This window comes from Staphylococcus sp. MI 10-1553 (assembly GCF_010365305.1).
In the GTDB taxonomy this organism is placed as follows: Bacteria; Bacillota; Bacilli; order Staphylococcales; family Staphylococcaceae; genus Staphylococcus.
Genome location: NZ_CP048279.1, coordinates 1412473 through 1434534 on the forward strand (window position 1 = coordinate 1412473; position 22062 = coordinate 1434534).

21 protein-coding genes, 1 riboswitch and 2 other annotated features (1 of these 24 only partly in view) are annotated in these 22062 nt (G+C 37.2%); of the genes, 20 read left to right on the forward strand and 1 reads right to left on the reverse strand.

Annotated features, from left to right (window positions below; all coding sequences use genetic code 11):
• From GZH82_RS06530 to GZH82_RS06625, 20 genes are all read left to right on the forward strand, one after another.
• Entirely contained in the window at positions 1 to 1374 is a 1374-nt protein-coding gene (locus tag GZH82_RS06530; protein ID WP_162681799.1) for a replication initiation and membrane attachment family protein, read from the forward strand.
• On the forward strand, positions 1374 to 2297 hold the full coding sequence (gene dnaI, locus GZH82_RS06535) for a primosomal protein DnaI (protein ID WP_162681800.1): 924 nt from the start codon (positions 1374 to 1376) through the stop codon (positions 2295 to 2297). Before GZH82_RS06530 ends, dnaI begins: the two co-directional genes overlap by 1 nt.
• A 320-nt stretch (positions 2298 to 2617) precedes the next feature.
• Positions 2618 to 4555, forward strand: a complete 1938-nt coding sequence (gene thrS, locus GZH82_RS06540) for a threonine--tRNA ligase (RefSeq protein ID WP_162681801.1) — start codon at positions 2618 to 2620, stop codon at positions 4553 to 4555.
• A 60-nt stretch (positions 4556 to 4615) separates the two neighbouring features.
• A riboswitch (Lysine riboswitch) is annotated at positions 4616 to 4787 on the forward strand.
• Positions 4788 to 4922: 135 nt separating this feature from the next.
• Complete coding sequence (locus GZH82_RS06545; RefSeq protein ID WP_162681802.1) at positions 4923 to 6431, forward strand: amino acid permease; 1509 nt, start codon at positions 4923 to 4925, stop codon at positions 6429 to 6431.
• A gap of 16 nt (positions 6432 to 6447) precedes the next feature.
• Positions 6448 to 6585 carry a hypothetical protein gene (locus GZH82_RS06550; protein WP_014613692.1) on the forward strand — a complete coding sequence of 46 codons (138 nt, stop codon included), beginning with the start codon at positions 6448 to 6450 and terminating at the stop codon, positions 6583 to 6585.
• Positions 6473 to 6609: a sequence feature (ribosomal protein L20 leader region), on the forward strand. It overlaps the preceding gene by 113 nt.
• Positions 6610 to 6633: 24 nt before the next feature.
• Positions 6634 to 7161: a translation initiation factor IF-3 gene (gene infC, locus GZH82_RS06555; protein ID WP_096545251.1), complete on the forward strand. Its 528-nt coding sequence runs from the start codon at positions 6634 to 6636 to the stop codon at positions 7159 to 7161.
• A gap of 25 nt (positions 7162 to 7186) precedes the next feature.
• Positions 7187 to 7387 (forward strand): 50S ribosomal protein L35, encoded by a 201-nt coding sequence (gene rpmI / locus GZH82_RS06560; protein WP_014613694.1) that lies wholly within the window; start codon positions 7187 to 7189, stop codon positions 7385 to 7387.
• A 74-nt stretch (positions 7388 to 7461) separates the two neighbouring features.
• Positions 7462 to 7818, forward strand: coding sequence for a 50S ribosomal protein L20 (gene rplT, locus GZH82_RS06565; protein WP_016425302.1), 357 nt, complete (start codon positions 7462 to 7464; stop codon positions 7816 to 7818).
• Between the two features lie 109 nt (positions 7819 to 7927).
• A complete protein-coding gene (locus GZH82_RS06570; protein WP_162681803.1) occupies positions 7928 to 8539 on the forward strand; it encodes an NUDIX domain-containing protein in 612 nt (203 codons plus the stop codon).
• A 9-nt stretch (positions 8540 to 8548) separates the two neighbouring features.
• Positions 8549 to 9472, forward strand: coding sequence for a hypothetical protein (locus tag GZH82_RS06575; RefSeq protein ID WP_162681804.1), 924 nt, complete (start codon positions 8549 to 8551; stop codon positions 9470 to 9472).
• Positions 9473 to 9559: 87 nt separating this feature from the next.
• Positions 9560 to 10876 carry a trigger factor gene (gene tig, locus GZH82_RS06580; RefSeq protein ID WP_162681805.1) on the forward strand — a complete coding sequence of 439 codons (1317 nt, stop codon included), beginning with the start codon at positions 9560 to 9562 and terminating at the stop codon, positions 10874 to 10876.
• Positions 10877 to 11456: 580 nt separating this feature from the next.
• Positions 11457 to 12719 (forward strand): ATP-dependent protease ATP-binding subunit ClpX, encoded by a 1263-nt coding sequence (clpX, locus tag GZH82_RS06585; protein WP_162681806.1) that lies wholly within the window; start codon positions 11457 to 11459, stop codon positions 12717 to 12719.
• A gap of 235 nt (positions 12720 to 12954) precedes the next feature.
• The gene (gene yihA / locus GZH82_RS06590) at positions 12955 to 13551 is read left to right on the forward strand and encodes a ribosome biogenesis GTP-binding protein YihA/YsxC (RefSeq protein ID WP_162681807.1); all 597 of its coding nucleotides are present in this window, start codon (positions 12955 to 12957) and stop codon (positions 13549 to 13551) included.
• A 154-nt stretch (positions 13552 to 13705) separates the two neighbouring features.
• Positions 13706 to 15046 (forward strand): glutamyl-tRNA reductase, encoded by a 1341-nt coding sequence (hemA, locus tag GZH82_RS06595; protein ID WP_162681808.1) that lies wholly within the window; start codon positions 13706 to 13708, stop codon positions 15044 to 15046.
• A 179-nt stretch (positions 15047 to 15225) separates the two neighbouring features.
• On the forward strand, positions 15226 to 15897 hold the full coding sequence (locus GZH82_RS06600; protein ID WP_238989673.1) for a cytochrome c biogenesis protein: 672 nt from the start codon (positions 15226 to 15228) through the stop codon (positions 15895 to 15897).
• 25 nt (positions 15898 to 15922) lie between these two features.
• Positions 15923 to 16852 carry a hydroxymethylbilane synthase gene (gene hemC, locus GZH82_RS06605; protein ID WP_162681810.1) on the forward strand — a complete coding sequence of 310 codons (930 nt, stop codon included), beginning with the start codon at positions 15923 to 15925 and terminating at the stop codon, positions 16850 to 16852.
• A gap of 3 nt (positions 16853 to 16855) precedes the next feature.
• Positions 16856 to 17533: a uroporphyrinogen-III synthase gene (locus tag GZH82_RS06610; protein ID WP_203232873.1), complete on the forward strand. Its 678-nt coding sequence runs from the start codon at positions 16856 to 16858 to the stop codon at positions 17531 to 17533.
• A complete protein-coding gene (hemB, locus tag GZH82_RS06615; RefSeq protein ID WP_162681812.1) occupies positions 17533 to 18510 on the forward strand; it encodes a porphobilinogen synthase in 978 nt (325 codons plus the stop codon). The genes GZH82_RS06610 and hemB overlap by 1 nt, the downstream gene beginning before the upstream one ends.
• 63 nt (positions 18511 to 18573) lie before the next feature.
• On the forward strand, positions 18574 to 19812 hold the full coding sequence (gene hemL, locus GZH82_RS06620; protein WP_457853116.1) for a glutamate-1-semialdehyde 2,1-aminomutase: 1239 nt from the start codon (positions 18574 to 18576) through the stop codon (positions 19810 to 19812).
• 265 nt (positions 19813 to 20077) lie between these two features.
• The gene (locus GZH82_RS06625) at positions 20078 to 21160 is read left to right on the forward strand and encodes an AbrB family transcriptional regulator (protein WP_162681814.1); all 1083 of its coding nucleotides are present in this window, start codon (positions 20078 to 20080) and stop codon (positions 21158 to 21160) included.
• Positions 21161 to 21248: 88 nt separating this feature from the next.
• Here the strand turns inward: GZH82_RS06625 and GZH82_RS06630 are convergent, their stop codons facing one another.
• Entirely contained in the window at positions 21249 to 21797 is a 549-nt protein-coding gene (locus GZH82_RS06630; RefSeq protein WP_162681815.1) for a DNA-3-methyladenine glycosylase I, read from the reverse strand.
• 58 nt (positions 21798 to 21855) lie between these two features.
• Positions 21856 to 22062: a binding site (T-box leader), on the forward strand (it continues 16 nt past the right edge of the window).

Here is a 22062-nt window from a genome sequence, read left to right on the forward strand (position 1 = left end):
ATGAATCAATTTATGTATCAAAATCAGTTAAGTCCGCACGATGGATTTATCGTCATGCGTCCATTTCAATATCATGCAGTTCACTATGATATTTTGAATCGGTTATTCACACCGTTAATCGGTGCTGAAGCAATCGGTGTGTACCAATTTTTAAACCAATTTGAGTCTGCTACGTTCGACCAAGGTTTTACACATTATACAATTATGTCAGAATTAAAACTGAGTCTCGGTCGTTTTAGAGAGTTTTTAGATTTGTTGGAAGGCATAGGGCTCTTAAAAACGTTCGTCCGTCAATCTGAAAATACGACACGATTTGTGTATGAACTGATACCACCGCCCACACCAGAGCGTTTTTTTAATGATCCGATGTTGTCGATTTATTTTTATGAAGTTGTCGGACAGGAACGGTATCATACATTGAAAAATTATTTTATACCAACACAACTAGATTTGGCGGGATTTTCAAATGTGACGAAAAAGTTCACGGATGTTTTTAAAGTGCCTAAACAACAAGTGGTAACTTCAGATGTAGCGCTCAAAGCATCGCAATATCAAGGTGTTGATTTAACAGATGTGACGTTTGATTTTGAATTGTTAGCCGATATGTTGCAGACACATTATGTAAGTCAAGCAATTTTATCTGAACCAACAAAATCGCTTATCGTTCAATTGGCGACACTATATCGTTTATCTCCTGATGTGATGAAAACGATTATTTTGAAATCGCTCAATGCAGATCAGTCTTTATCCGTTAAAGATTTACGCAAACAAGCACAAAGTTACTATTTAATGGAACATCAACAACAATTACCATCATTACAACCGCAAGTGACAGCGACCGTTTCAGAACAAACGTCTCAAGCACAAGAAGAATCGGTGTCAAATTGGGATGAGTGGTTTGATTTAATGGATCAAACGAGTCCGATTGTTATGCTCACGGAATATGGTGGTTCTGAGCCACCTCGTTACCAAAAAGACATGGTGGAAGAATTAGTGCAACGTGAAGGCTTTAATTTCGGGGTCATCAATATATTATTGCAGTATGTGATGCAAAAAACGGATAATAACTTGCCGGAAAAATATGTCTATTCCGTTGGTTCAACATGGAAAAAAAGTGGTGTGACGGACGCGCGTTCTGCATATGAAAAGGCGATGGAAATTCAAAAAAACCAGGAAAAATCGAAACAAAAACGGATGGAAAGCTACACTCAAAACGCAAATGGTAAATTTTATAACAAAAAAGAAAAACAACCGCGTTGGGTGACGCATCCAGAAGAATACGAACAAAAAGAAGAAGATCAAGAAGCATTGGAAAAAGATCGTGCAGCGTTCTTGAAAAGATTAGAACAAAAGAGAAGGGCGGGTGAAGATTAATGAAAAGTTTCAAAAGTATCGTCGGTGGCAATCATGCTTTTGAACAAAAGATTCAACAGATTAAAAAGCAAGTGTTAGCAGATCCAGATGTGAAAGCATTTTTAGCCGAACACCAATCTGAAGTAACGAACCGTATGATTGAGGAAGATTTGAATATTTTACAGGAATATAAAGATCAGCAAAAGCGTTACGACGGGACACATACATTCGAGAATTGTCCTAATTTTGTAAAAGGTCACATTCCTGAATTGTATATTGATCAACAGCACATCAAAATTCGTTACAAGCCTTGCCCATGTAAAATCAGGCACGACGAGGAACAAAATGCGAAAAGTATGATTACTTCATTTCATATGCATCCAGATACGTTAAATGCCAAAATTAAAGATATTTATATGACAAGACGCAATCGTTTAGATTTAGCGATGCAGTTAGACGATTTAATTGATGCAATTATTGAAAAGCGTCCGGTCAAAGGTTTTTATTTATATGGTGAGTTCGGTACAGGGAAGTCTTTTATTTTAGGTGCGATTGCGAACGAGTTGAAAAATAACCGTATCCCATCAATGATTATTTATGTACCAGAGTTTATTCGGACGTTGAAAAATGGTTTTAAAGATGGCACGACTGCGAAACGTATTGAACAAGTTCGTGAAGCGCGCGTATTATTTTTAGACGATTTAGGTGCTGAAGATATGACACCATGGGTACGTGATGAGGTGCTCGGTCCTATTTTACATTACCGTATGATTCAAGAACTTCCTACATTTTTCAGCTCAAATATGAATTTTGAAGAGTTAGAAACTCATTTAGCTGATACAAAAAATGGTGTCGATCGAATGAAAGCAAAACGTATTATGGAACGTGTGAAAACTTTGAGTATGCCTTATTTACTTGAAGGGGAAAATTATCGTAAGCATTGAAAATTTTAAATTTAGCGTTATAATATGTATATAAATCAATAATGTTGCTAAAGTTTGAGGATATGATATCGGTATCGCTATGGTACAGGGAACTACTGTGATTGAGAATGTAGTGCATAGTCATCGATGTTACTCCCTCTATGGATAAATGGTGTTTGTAATGAATGCCCGGCTCAAGACCGTTATCTTATGTAGAGATGTCACAGGATAGGTATGTGACAAATTAGGGTGGTAACACGAAAACCTCGTCCCTTTTTGTTGGGATGGGGGTTTTTTATTTTCTTCAATTTTAAGCAAAAAATGTGAAATGGAGGATTATTATGGCAGAAATTAAAGTGCAGTTCCCAGATGGTAATGAAAAAGCATTTGAAAAGGGCACGACAACAGAAGAAATTGCGCAATCTATTAGTCCAGGATTGCGAAAAAAAGCCGTTGCAGGTAAATTCAATCAACAATTGGTCGACTTGACACGTCCTTTAGAAGAAGATGGCGCAATTGAAATTATTACGCCTGGCAGTGATGAAGCGTTAGAAGTGTTGAGACATTCAACAGCGCATTTAATGGCACAAGCATTAAAACGTTTGTATGGTGATGTGCATTTTGGTGTCGGTCCAGTGATTGATGGTGGTTTCTACTATGACTTCGATATGGAAGAAAAGGTTTCAAGTGATGATTTTGAAAAGATAGAAAAGACAATGAAACAAATCATTGAAGAAAATCATAAAGTCGAACGTCAAGTCGTTTCAAGAGACGAAGCGAAGTCATTTTTTGCAAACGATCCATATAAATTGGAATTAATTGAGGCGATTCCAGAAGACGAACAAGTGACATTGTACAGTCAAGGTGAATTTACTGATTTATGTCGTGGTGTACACGTCCCAAGTACTTCGAAAATTAAGGCGTTCAAATTGTTATCAACTGCTGGTGCGTATTGGCGTGGCGACAGCAATAATAAAATGTTGCAACGTATTTACGGTACAGCATTTTTTGACAAGAAAGACTTAAAAGCACATCTTCAATTGTTAGAAGAGCGTAAAGAGCGTGATCACCGCCGTATCGGTAAAGAAATGGAATTATTTACAAACAATCAACTTGTTGGTGCTGGTTTACCTTTATGGTTACCAAATGGTGCGACAATTCGCCGTGAAATAGAACGTTATATTGTCGATAAAGAAATTAGCCTCGGTTATGATCATGTGTACACTCCAGTAATGGCTAATGTCGAATTGTACAAAACTTCTGGTCATTGGGACCATTACCAAGAGGACATGTTCCCGCCAATGCAACTGGATGCGGACGAAGCGATGGTATTGAGACCGATGAACTGTCCGCACCATATGATGATTTATGCGAACAAACCACACTCATATCGTGAGTTACCAATTCGTATTGCAGAACTTGGTACAATGCACCGTTATGAAGCAAGTGGTGCTGTATCGGGTTTACAACGTGTGCGAGGTATGACTTTAAACGATGCGCATATTTTCGTACGACCAGACCAAATTAAAGAAGAGTTCAAACGCGTTGTTCAAATGATTTTGGATGTGTACGAGGACTTTGGCTTTGAAGATTACAAATTCCGTTTAAGTTATCGTGATAAAGCGGATAAAGAAAAATATTATGACGATGACGATATGTGGAACACTGCTGAAGCGATGTTAAAAGAAGCGGTAGATGAAATGAATTTACCGTATGAAGAAGCCATTGGTGAAGCAGCGTTCTATGGCCCTAAATTAGACGTTCAAGTAAAAACAGCAATGGGTAAAGAAGAAACGTTGTCTACAGCACAACTTGACTTCTTATTACCGAAGAAGTTTGAACTCACATATATTGGTAAAGATGGCGAACATCATCAACCTGTTGTAATTCACCGTGGTGTTGTTTCAACAATGGAACGTTTCGTTGCCTTTTTAACAGAAGAAACAAAAGGGGCATTCCCAACTTGGTTAGCACCACAACAAGTTGAAATTATTCCAGTTAATAACGATTTGCATTACGATTATGCACGACAAATCCATGACGAATTAAAATCTCAAGGTGTGCGTGTGCATATTGATGATCGTAATGAAAAAATGGGTTATAAAATCCGTGAAGCACAAATGAAGAAAATTCCATATCAGCTTGTTGTCGGGGATAAAGAACTTGAAAACAGTGAAGTCAATGTCCGTCAATACGGTTCAAAAGACCAAAAAACAGTTGAAAAAGATACATTTATTTGGGACTTAGTTGATGAAATTCGTTTGAAAAAACAAAGATAATGTTGATAGGTCCATGGCTATCATGTATAGTAATAAATGAAACAATTTATAATACGATTTGATTGAGTTAGAGGCGCAACTTTGATGAGTAGCGGTTGGGTTGTAGGATGGTACAAAGCCCCAACATGTGAAAGGTAAAGTTGCCGAAACGGAAATGGACCATCGCCATTTTTCGTTGGGCTAGTGTTCGAAAGGCACTAGACTGTCACAAATGTGATGTGCTACCGATTCATAAATAATGAGCAGGGGTGGCATCAACATAGATGTTATCACTGCTTTTATTTTTTACTAGGTTGGATGATTTAAAATTTAACTAGCTTCACACAATTTGTCTTAACCTCTAAGCAATTAGGAAAGGATTAAGAAAATGAGTAATGAAAAAACGGAAAATCAACATGCAGTTCAACGCCATCTCAAAGACCGTCATATTTCGATGATTGCGATAGGTGGTGCGATTGGGACTGGACTGTTTATGACATCTGGAGGCGCTATTCATGATGCGGGGCCTTTAGGTGCACTTTTAGGCTATGCGATTATCGGTGTTATGGTGTTCTTCTTAATGACATCACTAGGGGAAATGGCGACGTATTTACCTGTTACAGGCTCGTTTAGTACGTATGCCACACGTTTTGTCGATCCATCTTTAGGATTTGCTTTAGGATGGAACTATTGGTTTAACTGGGTCATTACAGTAGCGGCCGACGTTACGATTGCTGCTCAAGTCATCCAATATTGGGTGCCACTACAATTTTTACCTGCTTGGGCATGGAGTTGTATTTTCATGGTTATTATTTTTAGCCTTAATGCCTTGTCTGTCCAAGTATATGGTGAGAGCGAATATTGGTTTGCATTCATCAAAGTAGCGACGGTTATTGTCTTTATTGTTGTAGGTTTACTGACAATTTTAGGGATTATGGGCGGTCAAGCAGTGGGCTTTGATACATTTACGACTGGAGATGCACCGATATTAGGTGACGGTTTTGGTGGTAGCTTGCTTGTTGTGTTCGGTGTGTTCTTAGTCGCTGGGTTCTCTTTCCAAGGTACTGAGTTAGTCGGGATTACTGCAGGTGAGTCTGAAAATCCTCAGCGTGCCGTACCGAAAGCGATTAAGCAAGTGTTTTGGAGAATTTTACTCTTTTACATTTTAGCTATCTTTATTATCGGGATGCTCATTCCTTACAACTCTTCTGCCTTAATGGGTGGTGGTGATGATATTGCAACTTCTCCATTTACACTCGTCTTTAAAAATGCAGGACTCGCGTTTGCTGCCTCATTTATGAATGCCGTGATTTTAACATCTGTATTATCGGCTGGTAACTCTGGTATGTATGCAAGCACACGGATGTTGTATTCGATGGGTAAAGACGGTCTCGCATCTAAAGCGTTTAGCCGTACAAATAAAAACGGTACACCGATATTGTCGATGCTATCTACTGCAGTAATCGTTGTGTTTATTTTTGTATTGCAACATGTAAGTGGCGATGCGTACGAATATATTGTTGCAGCGAGCGGTCTTACAGGTTTTATCGCATGGGTAGGTATTGCTGTCAGTCATTATCGCTTCCGAAAAGCGTTTGCTGCACAAAATTACGATGTCTATAAATTAAAGTATCAAGCGAAGTGGTTCCCATTTGGTCCGATTCTCGCTGCTGTACTTTGTATTATTGTCATTATCGGACAAGATGTTGATTTTATTCAAACTGGTGATTTTGATATAAATCGATTTTTAATTACTTACATGGGGATTCCAGTATTTTTAGCGTTCTTTATCTATCATAAAGTCCGCTATAAAACGAAAATGATTCCATTAAAAGACGTCAACTTAGATCCGAATGTGGAAACAGTTGAAAAAAACTTTCAAAAAAACATTGACTAATATACACTGAGTTGGTATGATTGTATCTGTTGAATACGAAACGGACCAAGTAGAAGCATCCCGCTTCTCACCTGTAGCGACGCAGCAAGCTGTTGGCAGGTTAACGATTAAACATGTAGTGTATGTTCATGTTGACGTGAGAAGCGGGGGTTAAATACCCTCGCTTTTTTTCGTACTTGGACCATTCGTAAACTTTTTGGAGGTGTCAACCATAGCTAAAGATCAAACGCAAGTTAACGAAAAGATTCGCGCAAAAGAATTACGTGTCATCGGACAGAATGGTGACCAAATCGGATTGAAATCTAAAAATGAAGCATTGGAAATGGCAGAACGACTTGGTTTGGATGTAGTCGTTGTTGCGCCAAATGCTAAACCGCCTGTTGCTCGTATTATGGATTACGGTAAATACAAATTCGAGCAACAGAAAAAAGAAAAAGAAATGAAGAAGAAACAAAAAATCATCAACGTTAAAGAAATCCGTTTAAGCCCAACAATTGAAGAACACGACTTCAATACTAAGCTTAAAAACGGACGCAAGTTCTTAACGAAAGGTGACAAAGTTAAAGTTTCAATTCGTTTCAGAGGGCGTGCGATTACGCATAAAGAAATTGGACAACGCGTGTTAGAGCGATATGCTGAAGCGTGTCAAGACCTTGCAACAATCGAGCAAAAGCCGAAAATGGAAGGTCGCCAAATGTTCCTTATGTTAGCCCCAATTAATGAAAAATAAAAAGTGATAATAGGAGGAAAACATCATGCCTAAAATGAAAACCCACCGCGGAGCTGCGAAACGTGTAAAAAGAACTGGATCTGGTCAACTCAAACGTTCTAGAGCCTACACTTCACACTTATTCGCTAACAAATCTACAAAGCAAAAGCGTCAATTACGTAAAGCTTCATTAGTATCAAAAAGTGATGCAAAACGCGTAAAACAATTATTAACATACGTTAAATAATCATTCTAAAGTACGAAAATATGTGAGAGGTATGACAGATGAGCATACCGTAGAGATAAAAGGAGGAGTTTATTATGCCACGTGTTAAAGGTGGAACAGTAACAAGAGCGCGTCGTAAAAAGACAATCAAATTAGCTAAAGGTTACTTTGGTGCGAAAAGCACATTATATAAAGTTGCAAAACAACAAGTTATGAAATCAGGTCAATATGCATTCCGTGACCGTCGTCAAAGAAAACGTGATTTCCGTAAATTATGGATTACACGTATCAATGCGGCTGCACGTCAACATGACATGAGTTATTCTCGTTTAATGAACGGTTTAAAACAAGCGGGTATTGACATTAACCGTAAAATGTTATCAGAAATCGCAATCTCAGATGAGAAAGCATTTGCTGAATTAGTAAACCAAGCGAAAGCAGCTTTAAAATAGTAGAGAAAGAGTTGGGGTCTATTGTGACGTACCAACTCTTTTTCATTATGACTTTACCATCATTCATTTCTTTTGTTACGATATAAAAAACGAATAAAAGGAGCTCACAATGTCAAAATTTGATGAACAAATTACTGTAGTCCCACGCCGTCTACTATTTGAAGAAGAGGCGCTCGCATTTAATGGATTTTTAGATCAATCTGAAGAGAACGGTCAAAAAATTTATGAAAAGCTCTCTCAATATGAAGTGAAAAGACGCGGTGATATGGAAGAAGATCCAAGTTTTAAACAATTGATTAGTTATTGTTTAATTGAAAATGAGCATGATGAAGTACTTGTCTATGAACGATTATCAGGTGGCGGAGAGGCACGACTTCACGGCAACGCATCTATCGGTGTAGGCGGACATATGAATGATGTTCCCGAAGCGCACCATATTGATGAAGTGATTAAAACAAATGCAAGTCGAGAACTTGAAGAGGAAATTGGTGTTAAAATTAACGATCAAACACCGCTTGAATTCCTTGGCTTTATTAATGACGATAATAATGAAGTCGGTCAAGTTCATATCGGTGTAGTGTTTAAAGTAAAGGTTAAACAACAAGATGTCGAAGTGCGTGAAACGGATACTTTAAAGATTCAGTGGCAGCCATTAAGCCAAATTAACGATACAAGCGCATTCGAATCGTGGAGCGCGTTAATATTAGAGCAGTTGAAATAGGTGAATGAAATGTCTGATATCATTCCATTTCCTAAACTTAAAGAAAAGTTAATACATGATATTACAGAGGCATTCGACAAGGAACGTTATGATCACGCTTATGATTATTTCATTGCGTATGAACGTCACTTTGAATTGACTTCTGAACTTGCGATATTAAAATGTGATATATTGTGGCAACTCGGTGCTTATCTTGAATTAAAAGAAGAGGCGAACATTTTAATGATGCAAGGTTTTCCGCCATATGATACATTCATCGTGTATTACATTAAAAGTTTATATGCTTTAGAACAATATAAAGCGACAGTTGAAATGGTGGAACAGGTGCTTGATGAAGTCGATGCACATGAAACACGTATGACGTTATTACCTATTAAAAATCAAGCACAATCCAAACTCGACGAACGGCAAGATTATATGTTGCACCGATTACAACGCTTTACCGAGTTGAGTCATTATGATCAAACGCAATTAGTGCTGACATTAATTGACGATCGTGTCTATCAGTTCGGTGAAACGATTGCTTATTTGTTAGTTCACGACCCTATCGTTTCAAGTGTTCAAAGTTTGATGCTGGAATATTTACGTTTTGCTGGATACAATCAGCGTCTTACCGTAGAGAAAGATTTTCGTCAAATTCAAGTGATACCTGCTGAACTTGTAGGTATTGAACAAACTGTCTTTAAAGATCAATTGTTGCCTGCAGTGATTGATGTTTTAGAAGTGGAGATGCCGTCACTTGTACAAGAAGCCTATATTTTACTTAATACAAATAATATTGCGCTGTATCCTGTAAATATAACAGACTATGGTACTGTAGAGATGTGGCGTGATGCATACGTTGCATATTTGCATCAATTAATGGGTAAGGAAGTCAATGTGGATTCATTACACATAGAGATATTTAGACTCATAAAATCGTTAAATACATAGGTCTCGTTATTTCAAACAAGGTCAACCTATGTTATAATAAAGAAGTTGAAAAATTTTAAAAATGATAAATCATGGAGGTTTTTATACATGACAGCAACTTGGGAAAAAAAAGAAGGTAACGAAGGATTATTACAAGTATCCGTACCTGCAGAAGAAGTAGATAAAGCGTTAGATCAAGCTTTCAAAAAAGTAGTAAAACAACTTAACGTACCTGGTTTCCGTAAAGGGAAAGTACCTCGTCAAATTTTCGAACAACGTTTTGGCGTAGAAGCTTTATATCAAGATGCAGTAGACATCTTATTACCAAAAGCATACAGTGAAGCTGTACAAGAAACTGGTATTAATCCAGTTGATCAACCTGAAATCGAAGTAACACAAATCGAAAAAGGTCAACCACTTACTTTTGATGCAACTGTAATCGTTGAACCTGAAGTACAATTAGGTGACTACAAAGGTTTAGAAATCGAAAAACAAGACACTGAAGTCACTGAAGAAGAATTCAACAAAGCAGTAGAACAACGTCTTGACGCTATGACTGATATGGTTGTTAAAGAAGACGGTCAAGTTGAAGAAGGCGACACAGTTAATTTAGACTTCGATGGCTATGTAGATGGTGAGCAATTCGAAGGGGGTCAAGCTGAAGGATATGACTTGGAAATCGGTTCAGGTATGTTCATCCCAGGTTTCGAAGAGCAACTTGTTGGCTTAAAAGTTGGGGAAGAAAAAGATGTTGAAGTGACATTCCCAGAAGAATACCACGCAGAAGAATTAGCTGGAAAACCTGCTGTATTTAAAACAAAAATTAACGAAATCAAAGCTAAAGAAGTACCAGAATTAGACGATGAGCTTGCTAGTGAATTAGATTCTAATGCAAACAATGTAGAGGAATTCAAAGCAAACTTGCGTCAACAACTTGAAGAACAAAAGAAAACTGACGCTGAAAATGCGAAAAAAGAAGAAGCGATTACTTTAGCAACTGACAATGCGACAATCGATATTCCAGAAGCTATGGTACGTACAGAACAAGATCGCATGATGAGCGAATTTGCACAACGTATCCAACAACAAGGTTTAGACTTAAACACTTACTTCCAAATTTCAGGTCAATCAGAAGATGATTTACGTGAACAAATGAAAGGTGATGCTGAGTTACGTGTGAAAACAAACTTAACATTAGCTGCAATTGCAGATGCAGAAAATATCGAAGTCACTGATGAAGATGTAGATAATGAGCTTGAAACAATGAGCGAGCAATTTAACATCTCTGTTGAAGATATTAAGAAAACACTTGGCAACACTGACCTTGTTAAAAACGATGTTCGTGTGAAAAAAGTGATTGACTTATTAGTAGAGGAAGCGAAATTAGTTAACAGTACTTCAGAAGACAACAAAGAAGAAGCATAAGCACGCATATCATATTGATGCGTCGTATTGAAAACTTTCATTACAAATTTGAACGATAAAATTTAATGAAGGTTAAGCAGTGGGACCGCACATCAACTTCAAATGATGTGTGGTCCCACTACACAACTCTCAAAGAACCGTTTCGACAAAATGTATTTTAATATGATGTGAAATCAACCGGGGTGGGTTGTTGTACTCAAATGATGACCATTTGATAACAACCGCACTCCGCTTAGTATTTATGACAACATCTTATCAAATGGCCACGTTAATGTATTTTTGCAAATGATTTGATTTTTATGTCGCTAGCACTTAGTATATTAACGGCAAGCTTGGGGAATTTCATTCAGCAAGTTTGAGCGTATCTTTTGTTGGATGAAGCGTTGGTATGAAACTTTATGAAGACACTACGAATTAAAATAGATGAGATACAGAAGTTGAGGATGACTTTTACTGGAGCCATAATTTCACACATTTTTTGTGTTGAATTGTGCAAAATGCAAAAAACTTGAAATGGTCTATATTTGCGTAATAGAATGCTTTCTAGTATAGTCGTAAAAGAACAGGGGTGTAATAAAGTATGTTTAAATTCAATGATGATGAAGAAAACTTAAAATGTTCTTTCTGTGGTAAAGATCAGGACCAAGTTAAAAAATTGGTAGCAGGTAGCGGCGTTTATATTTGTAACGAATGTATTGAGCTATGTGCAGAAATCGTTGAAGAAGAATTAAATCAACAACAAGCAGAAGAACTCACTGAATTACCAACACCAAAAGAAATTATGGATCAATTAAATAGCTATGTCATCGGTCAAGAAAAAGCGAAAAAATCATTGGCAGTAGCGGTTTATAATCACTACAAACGCGTTCAACAACTTGGACCTAAAGATGATGACGTTGAATTACAAAAAAGTAACGTCGCTTTAATTGGGCCGACAGGTAGCGGTAAAACATTACTCGCACAAACATTGGCACGCACGTTAAATGTACCATTCGCCATTGCGGATGCAACAAGCCTTACAGAAGCAGGTTATGTAGGTGAAGACGTTGAAAACATTTTATTACGTTTAATCCAAGCTGCTGATTTTGATATTGATAAAGCAGAAAAAGGGATTATTTATGTCGATGAGATAGACAAAATTGCACGTAAATCAGAAAACACATCCATCACACGTGACGTTTCAGGTGAAGGGGTGCAACAAGCTTTGCTTAAAATTTTAGAAGGCACAATTGCAAGTGTACCGCCTCAAGGTGGACGTAAACACCCTAACCAAGAATTCATTCAAATCGATACAACGAATATTTTATTTATTCTTGGCGGTGCGTTTGACGGTATTAATGAAGTGATTAAACGTCGTCTCGGTGAAAAAGTAATTGGGTTTGCGAGCAATGAAGCTTCTCATTTTGATGAAGCAAGTTTATTAGAGCAAATCCGTCCAGAAGACTTACAAACTTATGGCTTAATTCCTGAGTTTATCGGACGTGTACCAATCGTTGCAAACCTTGAAACACTCGATGTTGAAGCGTTGAAAAACATTTTAACACAACCTAAAAATGCGTTGGTTAAACAGTACACTAAAATGCTTGAATTAGACGATGTTGCATTAGAATTCACTGATGAAGCATTAGCTGCAATTAGTGAAAAAGCAATCGAAAGAAAAACAGGAGCACGTGGTTTGCGCTCAATTATTGAGGAAGCATTGATCGATATTATGTATGATATTCCTTCTACAGAAAACGTCGCTAAAGTTGTCATTACAAAAGATACAATTGTAAATGAAACAGAGCCTGAACTCTACGACGCGGAAGGTAATCTTGTGAATACAACAAAAACATCTGCTTAAAATCACGGTGCAGTTATCGAACGGATAAACACGCTTAATTTTAAAAGGCTGGGTTTCATAATCAGGTCAGATTATGACTCAGCCTTTTTTATTTCGCTTTAATACTAATAACAAATATGTAAAAATATAAATGATCATTATTTCGGTATAGAGAAGCCGACATTTGTTGAAAAACTTTGAGCAATTAAGGTAATCTAAAAAGAGTATGATGATACATAAACGAGGTGTAAAACTGATGAATATCAACCCAAACGAAGTAGACATTCTGATAAGTGCTGTTAAACCAGAGCAATATCCAGAGTTAGATTTGCCTGAAGTTGCATTAAGTGGTCGTTCAAATGTTGGGAAATCAACATTTATTAACAGTATGATAGGCCGGAAAAATATGGCGAGAACGTCTCAACAACCCGGTAAAACACAAACTTTAAACTTTTTTAATATCGATAACCAATTGATTTTTGTCGATGTTCCAGGTTATGGTTATGCGAAAGTAAGTAAAAAGCAACGTGAAGCTTTCGGTAAGATGATTGAAACTTATATCACAACACGAGAACCATTAAAACTCGTGATTCAATTAGTCGATTTACGTCATCCACCGACTGAAGATGATGTGTTAATGTATGACTTTTTGAAGTATTACGACATTCCGACGTTAATTATCGCAACGAAAGAAGATAAAATCCCTAAAGGTAAAGTGCAAAAGCATATTAAAATCATAAAAGAGAAATTGGAATTAGAACCAGGCGATCAAATTATCAGTTACTCATCTATTGAGAAAAAGAAACAAGATCAAATCTGGGCTGCCATCAGTACGTTTATTGAGCAAGATTAACCGAATTTCAACAGACGAAAGTGTTGCGTGACAACAATTATGACAAAAATTTGGAAAGCCGTTTAAAATTCTCAACATGATGATGCATTTTTAATTAGAATGACTCTAATCTGTGTTATAATGTAGTCATTGTAGAATATATGGGGGCATAAGCATGTACTTAATAGCAGTTAGTGTGAATCATCGAACAGCTGATGTGGCATGTCGTGAAAAACTTTCATTTCAAGAAGAAAGTTTGACACACGTGCATGGCGCATTGTTCGAGACAAAATCTATTTTAGAAAACGTGATTTTATCAACGTGTAACCGTACTGAAGTTTATGCGGTAGTTGACCAAATTCATACGGGACGTTACTATATTCAAAGATTTTTAGCGCGACAATTTAATTTTGAAGTAGATGATATCAAGGCGATGTCTGAAGTGAAGACTGAAGACGAAGCAATTGAACATCTATTCAGAGTCACTGCAGGCTTAGACTCAATCGTATTAGGTGAAACACAAATTTTAGGTCAAATGAGAGATGCGTTTTTCACAGCACAAGAAGCGGGAACAACAGGTACAATTTTTAATGAACTATTCAAACAAGCGATTACATTTAGTAAAAAAGCACACCATGAAACAGATATCGCTGACAATACAATTAGTGTGTCATACGGTGCGGTTGAACTTGCAAAAAAAATGTTCGGTAAAATGAATAAAAAACAAGCATTAGTCATTGGTGCGGGCGAAATGGCAGAATTAGCTGTTTTAAACTTAAAAGGTGCTGGCGTGAGTCACATTACAGTTATTAACCGTACATTATCACGCACACAAGCATTAGCAGATAAACATGGTGTACAAGTTGGTGAATGGGCATCACTAGGGGAAGCTATCGTTTCAGCGGATATCGTGATTAGTTCAACGAGTGCAGAACAATTTATAATTACAAAAGAGATGTTAGAAATGTGCCAAAGCGTTGCGAAATCATCTCAAAAAGTCATGATTGATATTGCTGTACCAAGAGATATTGAACCTGTCGACGTTTCACATTCAGAGTTGTTTATTTATGACGTGGATGATTTAAAAGGTCTCGTTGATGCCAACTTGCGTGAACGTCAACTTGCAGCAGAACAAATTGCATCACGTATTCCAACAGAAATTGACAAACATAATGAATGGGTGCGTATGCTCGGTGTCGTTCCGGTCATTCGTGCGTTACGTGAAAAAGCAATGCAAATCCAACAAGATACGATGGATAGTATTAGCCGTAAATTACCAAATATGTCAGAGCGCGAACGAAAAGTGATTTCTAAGCATACGAAGAGCATCATTAATCAAATGTTAAAAGATCCGATCAAACAAGCAAAAGAGATTAGTGATGATAAACATGCGGATGCGAAGTTGGCACTGTTCCAAGAAATTTTTGATTTAGAAGTTGAAGCAGATTATAAATCACAAGCGATTGAGAAGAAAAAATCTGTGTTGAAAGAAAGATTATTGAGTATAGAAACTTAAAGAACGGTGATCCTATGGAAGAAGCGTTTTTCATACGTTTTCATGAAATCATTTTATTGATTTATTTAGTCAGTATGGTGTGTTTAATAATAGATGTATTTCAAAAGAATTATCGTCTACAAAATATAGGGTTCTATGCTTTAGGGATTGTTTGGTTTTGTCAAACAATCTCTTTAACTATGTTTATTATATGGCAAAAGCAACTCCCTTTAACCTCTTTAATCGAGAGTTTTTATGTATTAACGTGGTTGATTTTGACGATTACTTTTGTGATGTCCGTGTTGCGTCAGTCTGAATTTATGATCGCCTTTTTGAATATGATTGGGTTTGTCTTCATGACGATTCATACGTTCCATCCGCGACAATTTAAACTAGATGGCGCGCGACTTACAGCTTTGAATGAATTACTTTTTTTTCACATTTCACTCGCATTGTTGAGTTATGTGATTTTCGCAGTTGCGTTTGTGAATGCGATTATTTATTTAATACAGTATCGAAATTTAAAAGAAAAGCGATTTACGCAAAATTTCTTTAGAATGAGTAGTATCGCAACACTTGAAAAGTTAGTGTTTTACAGTTCTTTAATTGGTGTCATATTTATGTTCATTAGCCTCGTACTAGGGATTCAGTGGGGTATGGTATCTATTGGCTATGACATCTTTTTAGACTTAAAAGTGATTTCGTCACTCATCATTTTTATTGCCTATTCTATTTTTATTACATTACGATTGACGCGCCGTTTTAAGCAGTCATTTTTAATGAATTTAAATATTATGTTATTTTTATGTTGTATAATCAATTTAGTTGTGGTGACTCAATTATCAACATTTCACCAATGGACTGGAGTTTAACTTATTTTAATTGGAGGAAAGCGCTATGCGTAAACTTATCGTCGGCTCAAGAAGAAGTCAGCTTGCATTGACTCAAAGCCAACAATTTATTGATTGTTTAAAAGAAATCGATCCCACTTTAGATATCGAAATTAAAGAAATTGTAACAAAAGGGGATCGAATTGTGGATCGCCAACTATCTAAAGTCGGTGGCAAAGGACTATTCGTCAAAGAGATACAAAACGAACTCTTTAGCGGAGACATTGATATGGCCATTCATTCATTAAAAGACGTTCCAAGCGAATTACCTGAAGGCCTCACTTTAGGATGTATTCCCGATCGCGAAAATCCATTCGATGCTTTCATTTCAAAAAATCATATCCCGTTGGACGAACTTCCTGATGGCAGTATTATTGGAACAAGTTCGTTAAGACGTGGTGCACAGATTTTAGCGAAATATCCGAATCTAGAAATCAAATGGATAAGAGGGAACATTGATACACGTTTGAAAAAACTAGAAACAGAAGATTACGATGCGATTATTTTAGCGGCAGCAGGTTTGAAACGCATGGGTTGGTCTGATGAGATAGTGACAACGTATTTGGATGAAGATTTGCTCGTACCGGCTATTGGCCAAGGTGCACTCGGAATCGAATGTCGTTCAGATGATGAAGAATTGTTAGCTTTACTCGCAAAAGTACATAATAAAGAAGTGGCCGCATGTGTCACAGCAGAGCGCACGTTTTTAAAAGAAATGAATGGCAGTTGTCAAGTTCCTATCGGAGGCTATGCAACGCGTAAAAATGATACAGAGATCCAATTTACCGGTTTAATTATGTCTCCAGATGGTAAACAAAGATTTGAGTACACTTTTTCAGGTCAAGATCCAATACAAGTCGGTAGCGAAGTGAGTCGTGTACTTAAATCTCAAGGTGCGGATAAAATTATTCAAGCTTTAAATGAGAAAGAGGTGTAAATGATGAAGCCTATTGTAGTGATGACCCAAACACAGCGTTATGATGATCAACGCGCGGAAATCGTTCATCTTCCATTTGTGACGACTGAGCCACTTCCATTTGATCAAACTGTGCTATATCGTCACTATGATTGGCTTGTTTTTACATCTAAAAATGCCGTTACTCATTTTCAACCTTATTTAAAGATGTTAGATTTTAATGGATTAGCGGTAATTGGCGCGAAAACGAAAGCATTTTGTGAATCACAAGGTTTGCAAGTTGATTTCTATCCAGCAGATTACTCACAAGAAGGCTTTCTCGATGCATTCCCAACTCGACAAGGGCAGCATATTTTGATTCCATCAAGTCAACGTGCGCGGCCATTACTGCATGAAACATTGCAAGCACGTGGTTTCGATGTTAAAAAAATTGATTTGTATACTTCACGTTTTTTAATAGAAAATGTGAAACGAGCCAAAGCGCGTATCGAACAAGGTCAAGTGGATGCATTGACGTTTGCGAGTGCTTCTGCTGTAAAAGCGTTTTTTGACAATGTTGCATCTTTAAATTTCGACACATATTATGCAATTGGTCAACAAACAGCGCATCAAATTCAATATTATGGCTATTCATGTTCTATTGCTGACGTTCAAACTTTAGAAGCAATGGTGACTAAAATTTTAGAAGAGAGGGTTCAATAATGCAATTCGATAGACATAGACGTTTACGTTCATCCAAAGTGATGCGCGATATGGTAAGAGAAACTCATGTAAGAAAGGAAGATTTGATTTATCCTATTTTTGTTGTAGAAAAAGACGATGTCAAAACAGAAATCAAATCATTACCAGGTGTATACCAAATCAGCTTAAACCTACTACATGAAGAATTGAAAGTAGCATATGATTTAGGTATTCGTGCAATCATGTTCTTTGGTATTCCGAATGAAAAAGATGCATGTGGTACAGGGGCATTTATTGAAGATGGTATCATTCAAAAAGCAACACGTTTAGCAAAGTCCATGTATGATGATTTATTAATTCTTGCTGATACATGTTTATGTGAATATACGGATCATGGTCATTGTGGCGTGATTGACCCACATACACATGATGTCGATAATGATAAAACATTACCTTTACTTGTTCAAACGGCTGTTTCTCAAGTGAAGGCGGGTGCAGACATTATCGCCCCTAGTAACATGATGGATGGATTTGTGGCAGCGATTCGCCAAGGTTTAGATGAAGCAGGGTACTATCATATTCCAATTATGAGTTACGGGATTAAATATGCGTCAAGTTTCTTCGGTCCATTCCGTGATGCAGCAGAATCTGCACCATCATTTGGTGATCGAAAAACGTATCAAATGGACCCAGCGAACCGTCTGGAAGCGTTACGTGAGTTAGAATCTGATCTTAACGAAGGGGCAGACATGATGATTGTCAAGCCGGCGTTAAGTTACCTTGATATTATCCGTGATGTACGTAACAATAGCAACGTACCGATTATTGCTTATAATGTGAGTGGTGAGTACAGCATGACAAAAGCAGCAGCATTAAATGGTTGGATTGATGAAGAAAAAGTTGTGATGGAGCAAATGATCTCTATGAAACGAGCAGGCGCAGATATGATCATCACTTACTTTGCGAAAGACATTTGTCAATATTTAGATCAACAATAATAGGAGGCGGCAATATTGCGTTATAACGAATCAATTAAAGCATTTGAAAAAGCAGAACAACTGATGCCAGGAGGTGTGAACAGCCCCGTACGTGCATTCAAATCAGTAGACACACCAGCGATTTTTATGGCGCGTGGTGAAGGAAGCCGAATTTATGACATTGACGGAAATGAATATATCGACTATGTGCTCAGTTGGGGGCCTCTTATTTTAGGTCATCGTGATCCTAAAGTGATTGAAGCGATTCATGACGTTGTCGAACGTGGCACAAGTTTTGGCGCATCAACATTAGAAGAAAACCGTTTAGCTGAATTAGTCATTGAACGTGTGCCTTCTATTGAAAAAGTGCGCATGGTGTCATCGGGGACAGAAGCGACATTAGATACATTGCGTTTAGCGCGTGGTTATACTGGCAAAAATAAAATCATTAAATTTGAAGGCAACTATCACGGTCATAGTGATTCGTTATTAATTAAAGCAGGTTCTGGTGTTGCAACGTTAGGCTTACCTGATTCACCTGGTGTTCCAGAAGGTACGGCCAAAAATACGATTACGGTGCCATATAACGATCTTGAAGCGGTGAAATACGCATTTGAAGAGTTTGGTGAGGATATCGCAGCTGTGATTGTAGAGCCAGTCTCAGGAAACATGGGCGTCGTACCACCAATCAACAACTTTTTACAAGGTTTACGTGATATAACGAAAGAAAATGATGCTTTACTTATTTTTGATGAAGTGATGACAGGTTTTCGCGTAGGTTACAATTGTGCACAAGGTTACTTTAACGTCATACCAGATTTAACGTGTCTAGGTAAAGTGATTGGCGGCGGTCTTCCAGTTGGTGCTTTCGGTGGCCGTAAAGAAATTATGGATCATATTGCACCAAGTGGTGATATTTATCAAGCGGGTACATTGTCAGGTAATCCTCTTGCAATGACTAGTGGTTATATGACATTAAGCCAATTAACACCAGAAAGCTATGATTACTTTAATGAACTTGGGGATATGTTAGAACAAGGATTAACTGAAATCTTTGACAAACATCAAGTACCATTAACAGTGAATCGAGCAGGTTCTATGATTGGATTCTTCTTAAATGAAGGGCCAGTAACAAACTTTAAAGAGGCGAACCAATCTGATTTAGAATTGTTTAGTCAGCTGTATCGTGAACTTGCTGAACAAGGTATCTTCTTACCACCATCACAATTTGAAGGTATGTTTTTATCGACAGCACATACAAAAAAAGACATTGAAAAAACATTGCATGCTTTTGATGTTGCGTTAGAGCGTCTCGGAAAATAATTGAATACAAATTTAGATGAGGTTGGGATTTACGTGGTCCCGACCTCTATTTTTTGTAATTCTGTAAATTTAAATCATATCATCAGCGCTACGTTTTTTGGATTCTGTTTATAATCATTTATCGCAAGTTTACCGTATAAGTTTTTCGAATTGCATGTTCAATAAAAAAGCGTATAATATATGATTGCTATGAGTGGAGTGAGGCCATACAACAACTGTGTAAGCCTTACTCCTCATTGTTGTAAAAAAATTAGGAGGCGAGGCCATGGCACAAAATAAAATGTTCAATAATTTACTTGTACTAGTCATTGCGATTTTGTTTGGTTGGATGTTGTCTGCATTGCATATCATGTTGCCATGGATGTTTGGGCCCATTTTGGCAAGTATTTTTGTCGTAAAAGTACTGAAACGAGATGTTCAATGGCCGTTCTGGTTGAGTGAACTGGGCTTAATTATGCTTGGGGTTCAAATTGGGACTTCATTTACAAGAAGCGTGACAAGTGATATTAAAGATGATTGGCTCGCGATTGTTTTAGTGAGTGTATTCATCTTACTGTTAGCACTTGTCGTCTCCATTGGTTTTAGAAAAATTGCACATGTCAATCGTGAAACGGCAATTTTAAGCGTAATCCCAGGGGCGTTAAGTCAGATGATTGTGATGGCAGAAGAAAATAAAAAAGCGGACATTCTTGTTGTTAGCCTGACACAAACGTCACGTGTCATTTTTGTCGTATTGCTAGTGCCATTGATATCATTTTTCTTTAAATCTGATCATTCGAATCGTGTCACTCAAACGAATGTGCAATATTTAACAGATGTATTAACCATTCAACATGTTATCATTATCGCACTCGGAATTGCAGTCGTTTATATGCTGATGAAGTGGATTCATTTCCCTACAAAAATGTTGATGGCACCTATCGTCGTGTTAATCATTTGGAATTTTGTAACGAACCTTACATTCACACTTGATGCACCGATTATTGCTGGTGCACAAATTATTTATATGATTCGTGTCGGCATTCAAATTGCGCATTTAACCGATCAATTAAAAGGGCGAATTGCAGTGGCTATTGCTTATCAAAATGTCATGCTCATTTTTGGGGCGTTAGCAATGGTTTATCTCGTACAATTCATTAACCATGCTTCTATAGATGAATTATTTCTCGGAGCCGCACCAGGTGGAATGAGTCAAATCGTCTTGGTCGCATTGGATATCGGTGCGGACGTAGCGATGATTTCAAGTTATCATATTTTCCGTATATTCTTTATTTTATTTTTAATTGCGCCATTAGTCAGTGTGTATTTGAAACATTTGGAGCGCATAAATAGTCATGATAAAAATTAAGGGCTTGGATCAAATGTCACCTCCAAGTCCTTTTTTATATTGTAAAATTGATTGATGGTGATACTGAAATAGATTTATCTAGCAATGTTTAACGATTCGGACATGATACTAAGTGACTGTTATAGAGCCCGGCAGCTTCCATAAATGAAAATGCGGTGACAGGACCTATAAATTTAAATCCATATTTTTTCAATGCTTTTGATAATGCTTTGGCTGTATCATTGACGGTGATGCGTTCTTCAACGGATTGATATTTAAAATCAACCGGTGTCCCTTCAACAAACGACCACAAAAACGAACTGAGACTGTCATAATCTTGTTCGATCTGAATATAACCTTTCGCTTGTGCGACGATGGCTTCTAATTTTGGACGATGATGAATGATGTTTGGAAATGTCATTAATGCATCAATATCTTCATCACCCATTTGTGCAATTTGATAGGGGTCAAAATTATGAAATGCTTGTTGATAGGCTTCTTTCTTTTTTAAAATCGTTAACCACGAAAGACCCGCATGTTGTGATTCTAGGGCTAACAACTCAAATAAAGCGAGTGAATCATACAGTGGTTTGCCCCAGAAGTGATCATGATAATCGAGATATAGTGGATCTTTTGTACCAAATGCACATGGGTTCATGTTTTCATTCCTCCTTGTATTGACTTCATTGTCGTTTCAGTATACTATAAGAATGAAATTAAAAATAGTGTAAGGGAAGAGTAAGTTATTCGCTTTTTATAGAGAGTGCATGGTGGCTGAAAATGCATAAAAGTCATAACTGAAGGTAGCCCGTTTTGAACTTTAATTGAACTTTGAGTAGGTTAAAGCGTGTCATGAGCGTTAATCATAAGAGAGCAATAGTGTAGAGATTCATCTACACTATTGAATTTAGGTGGTACCGCGG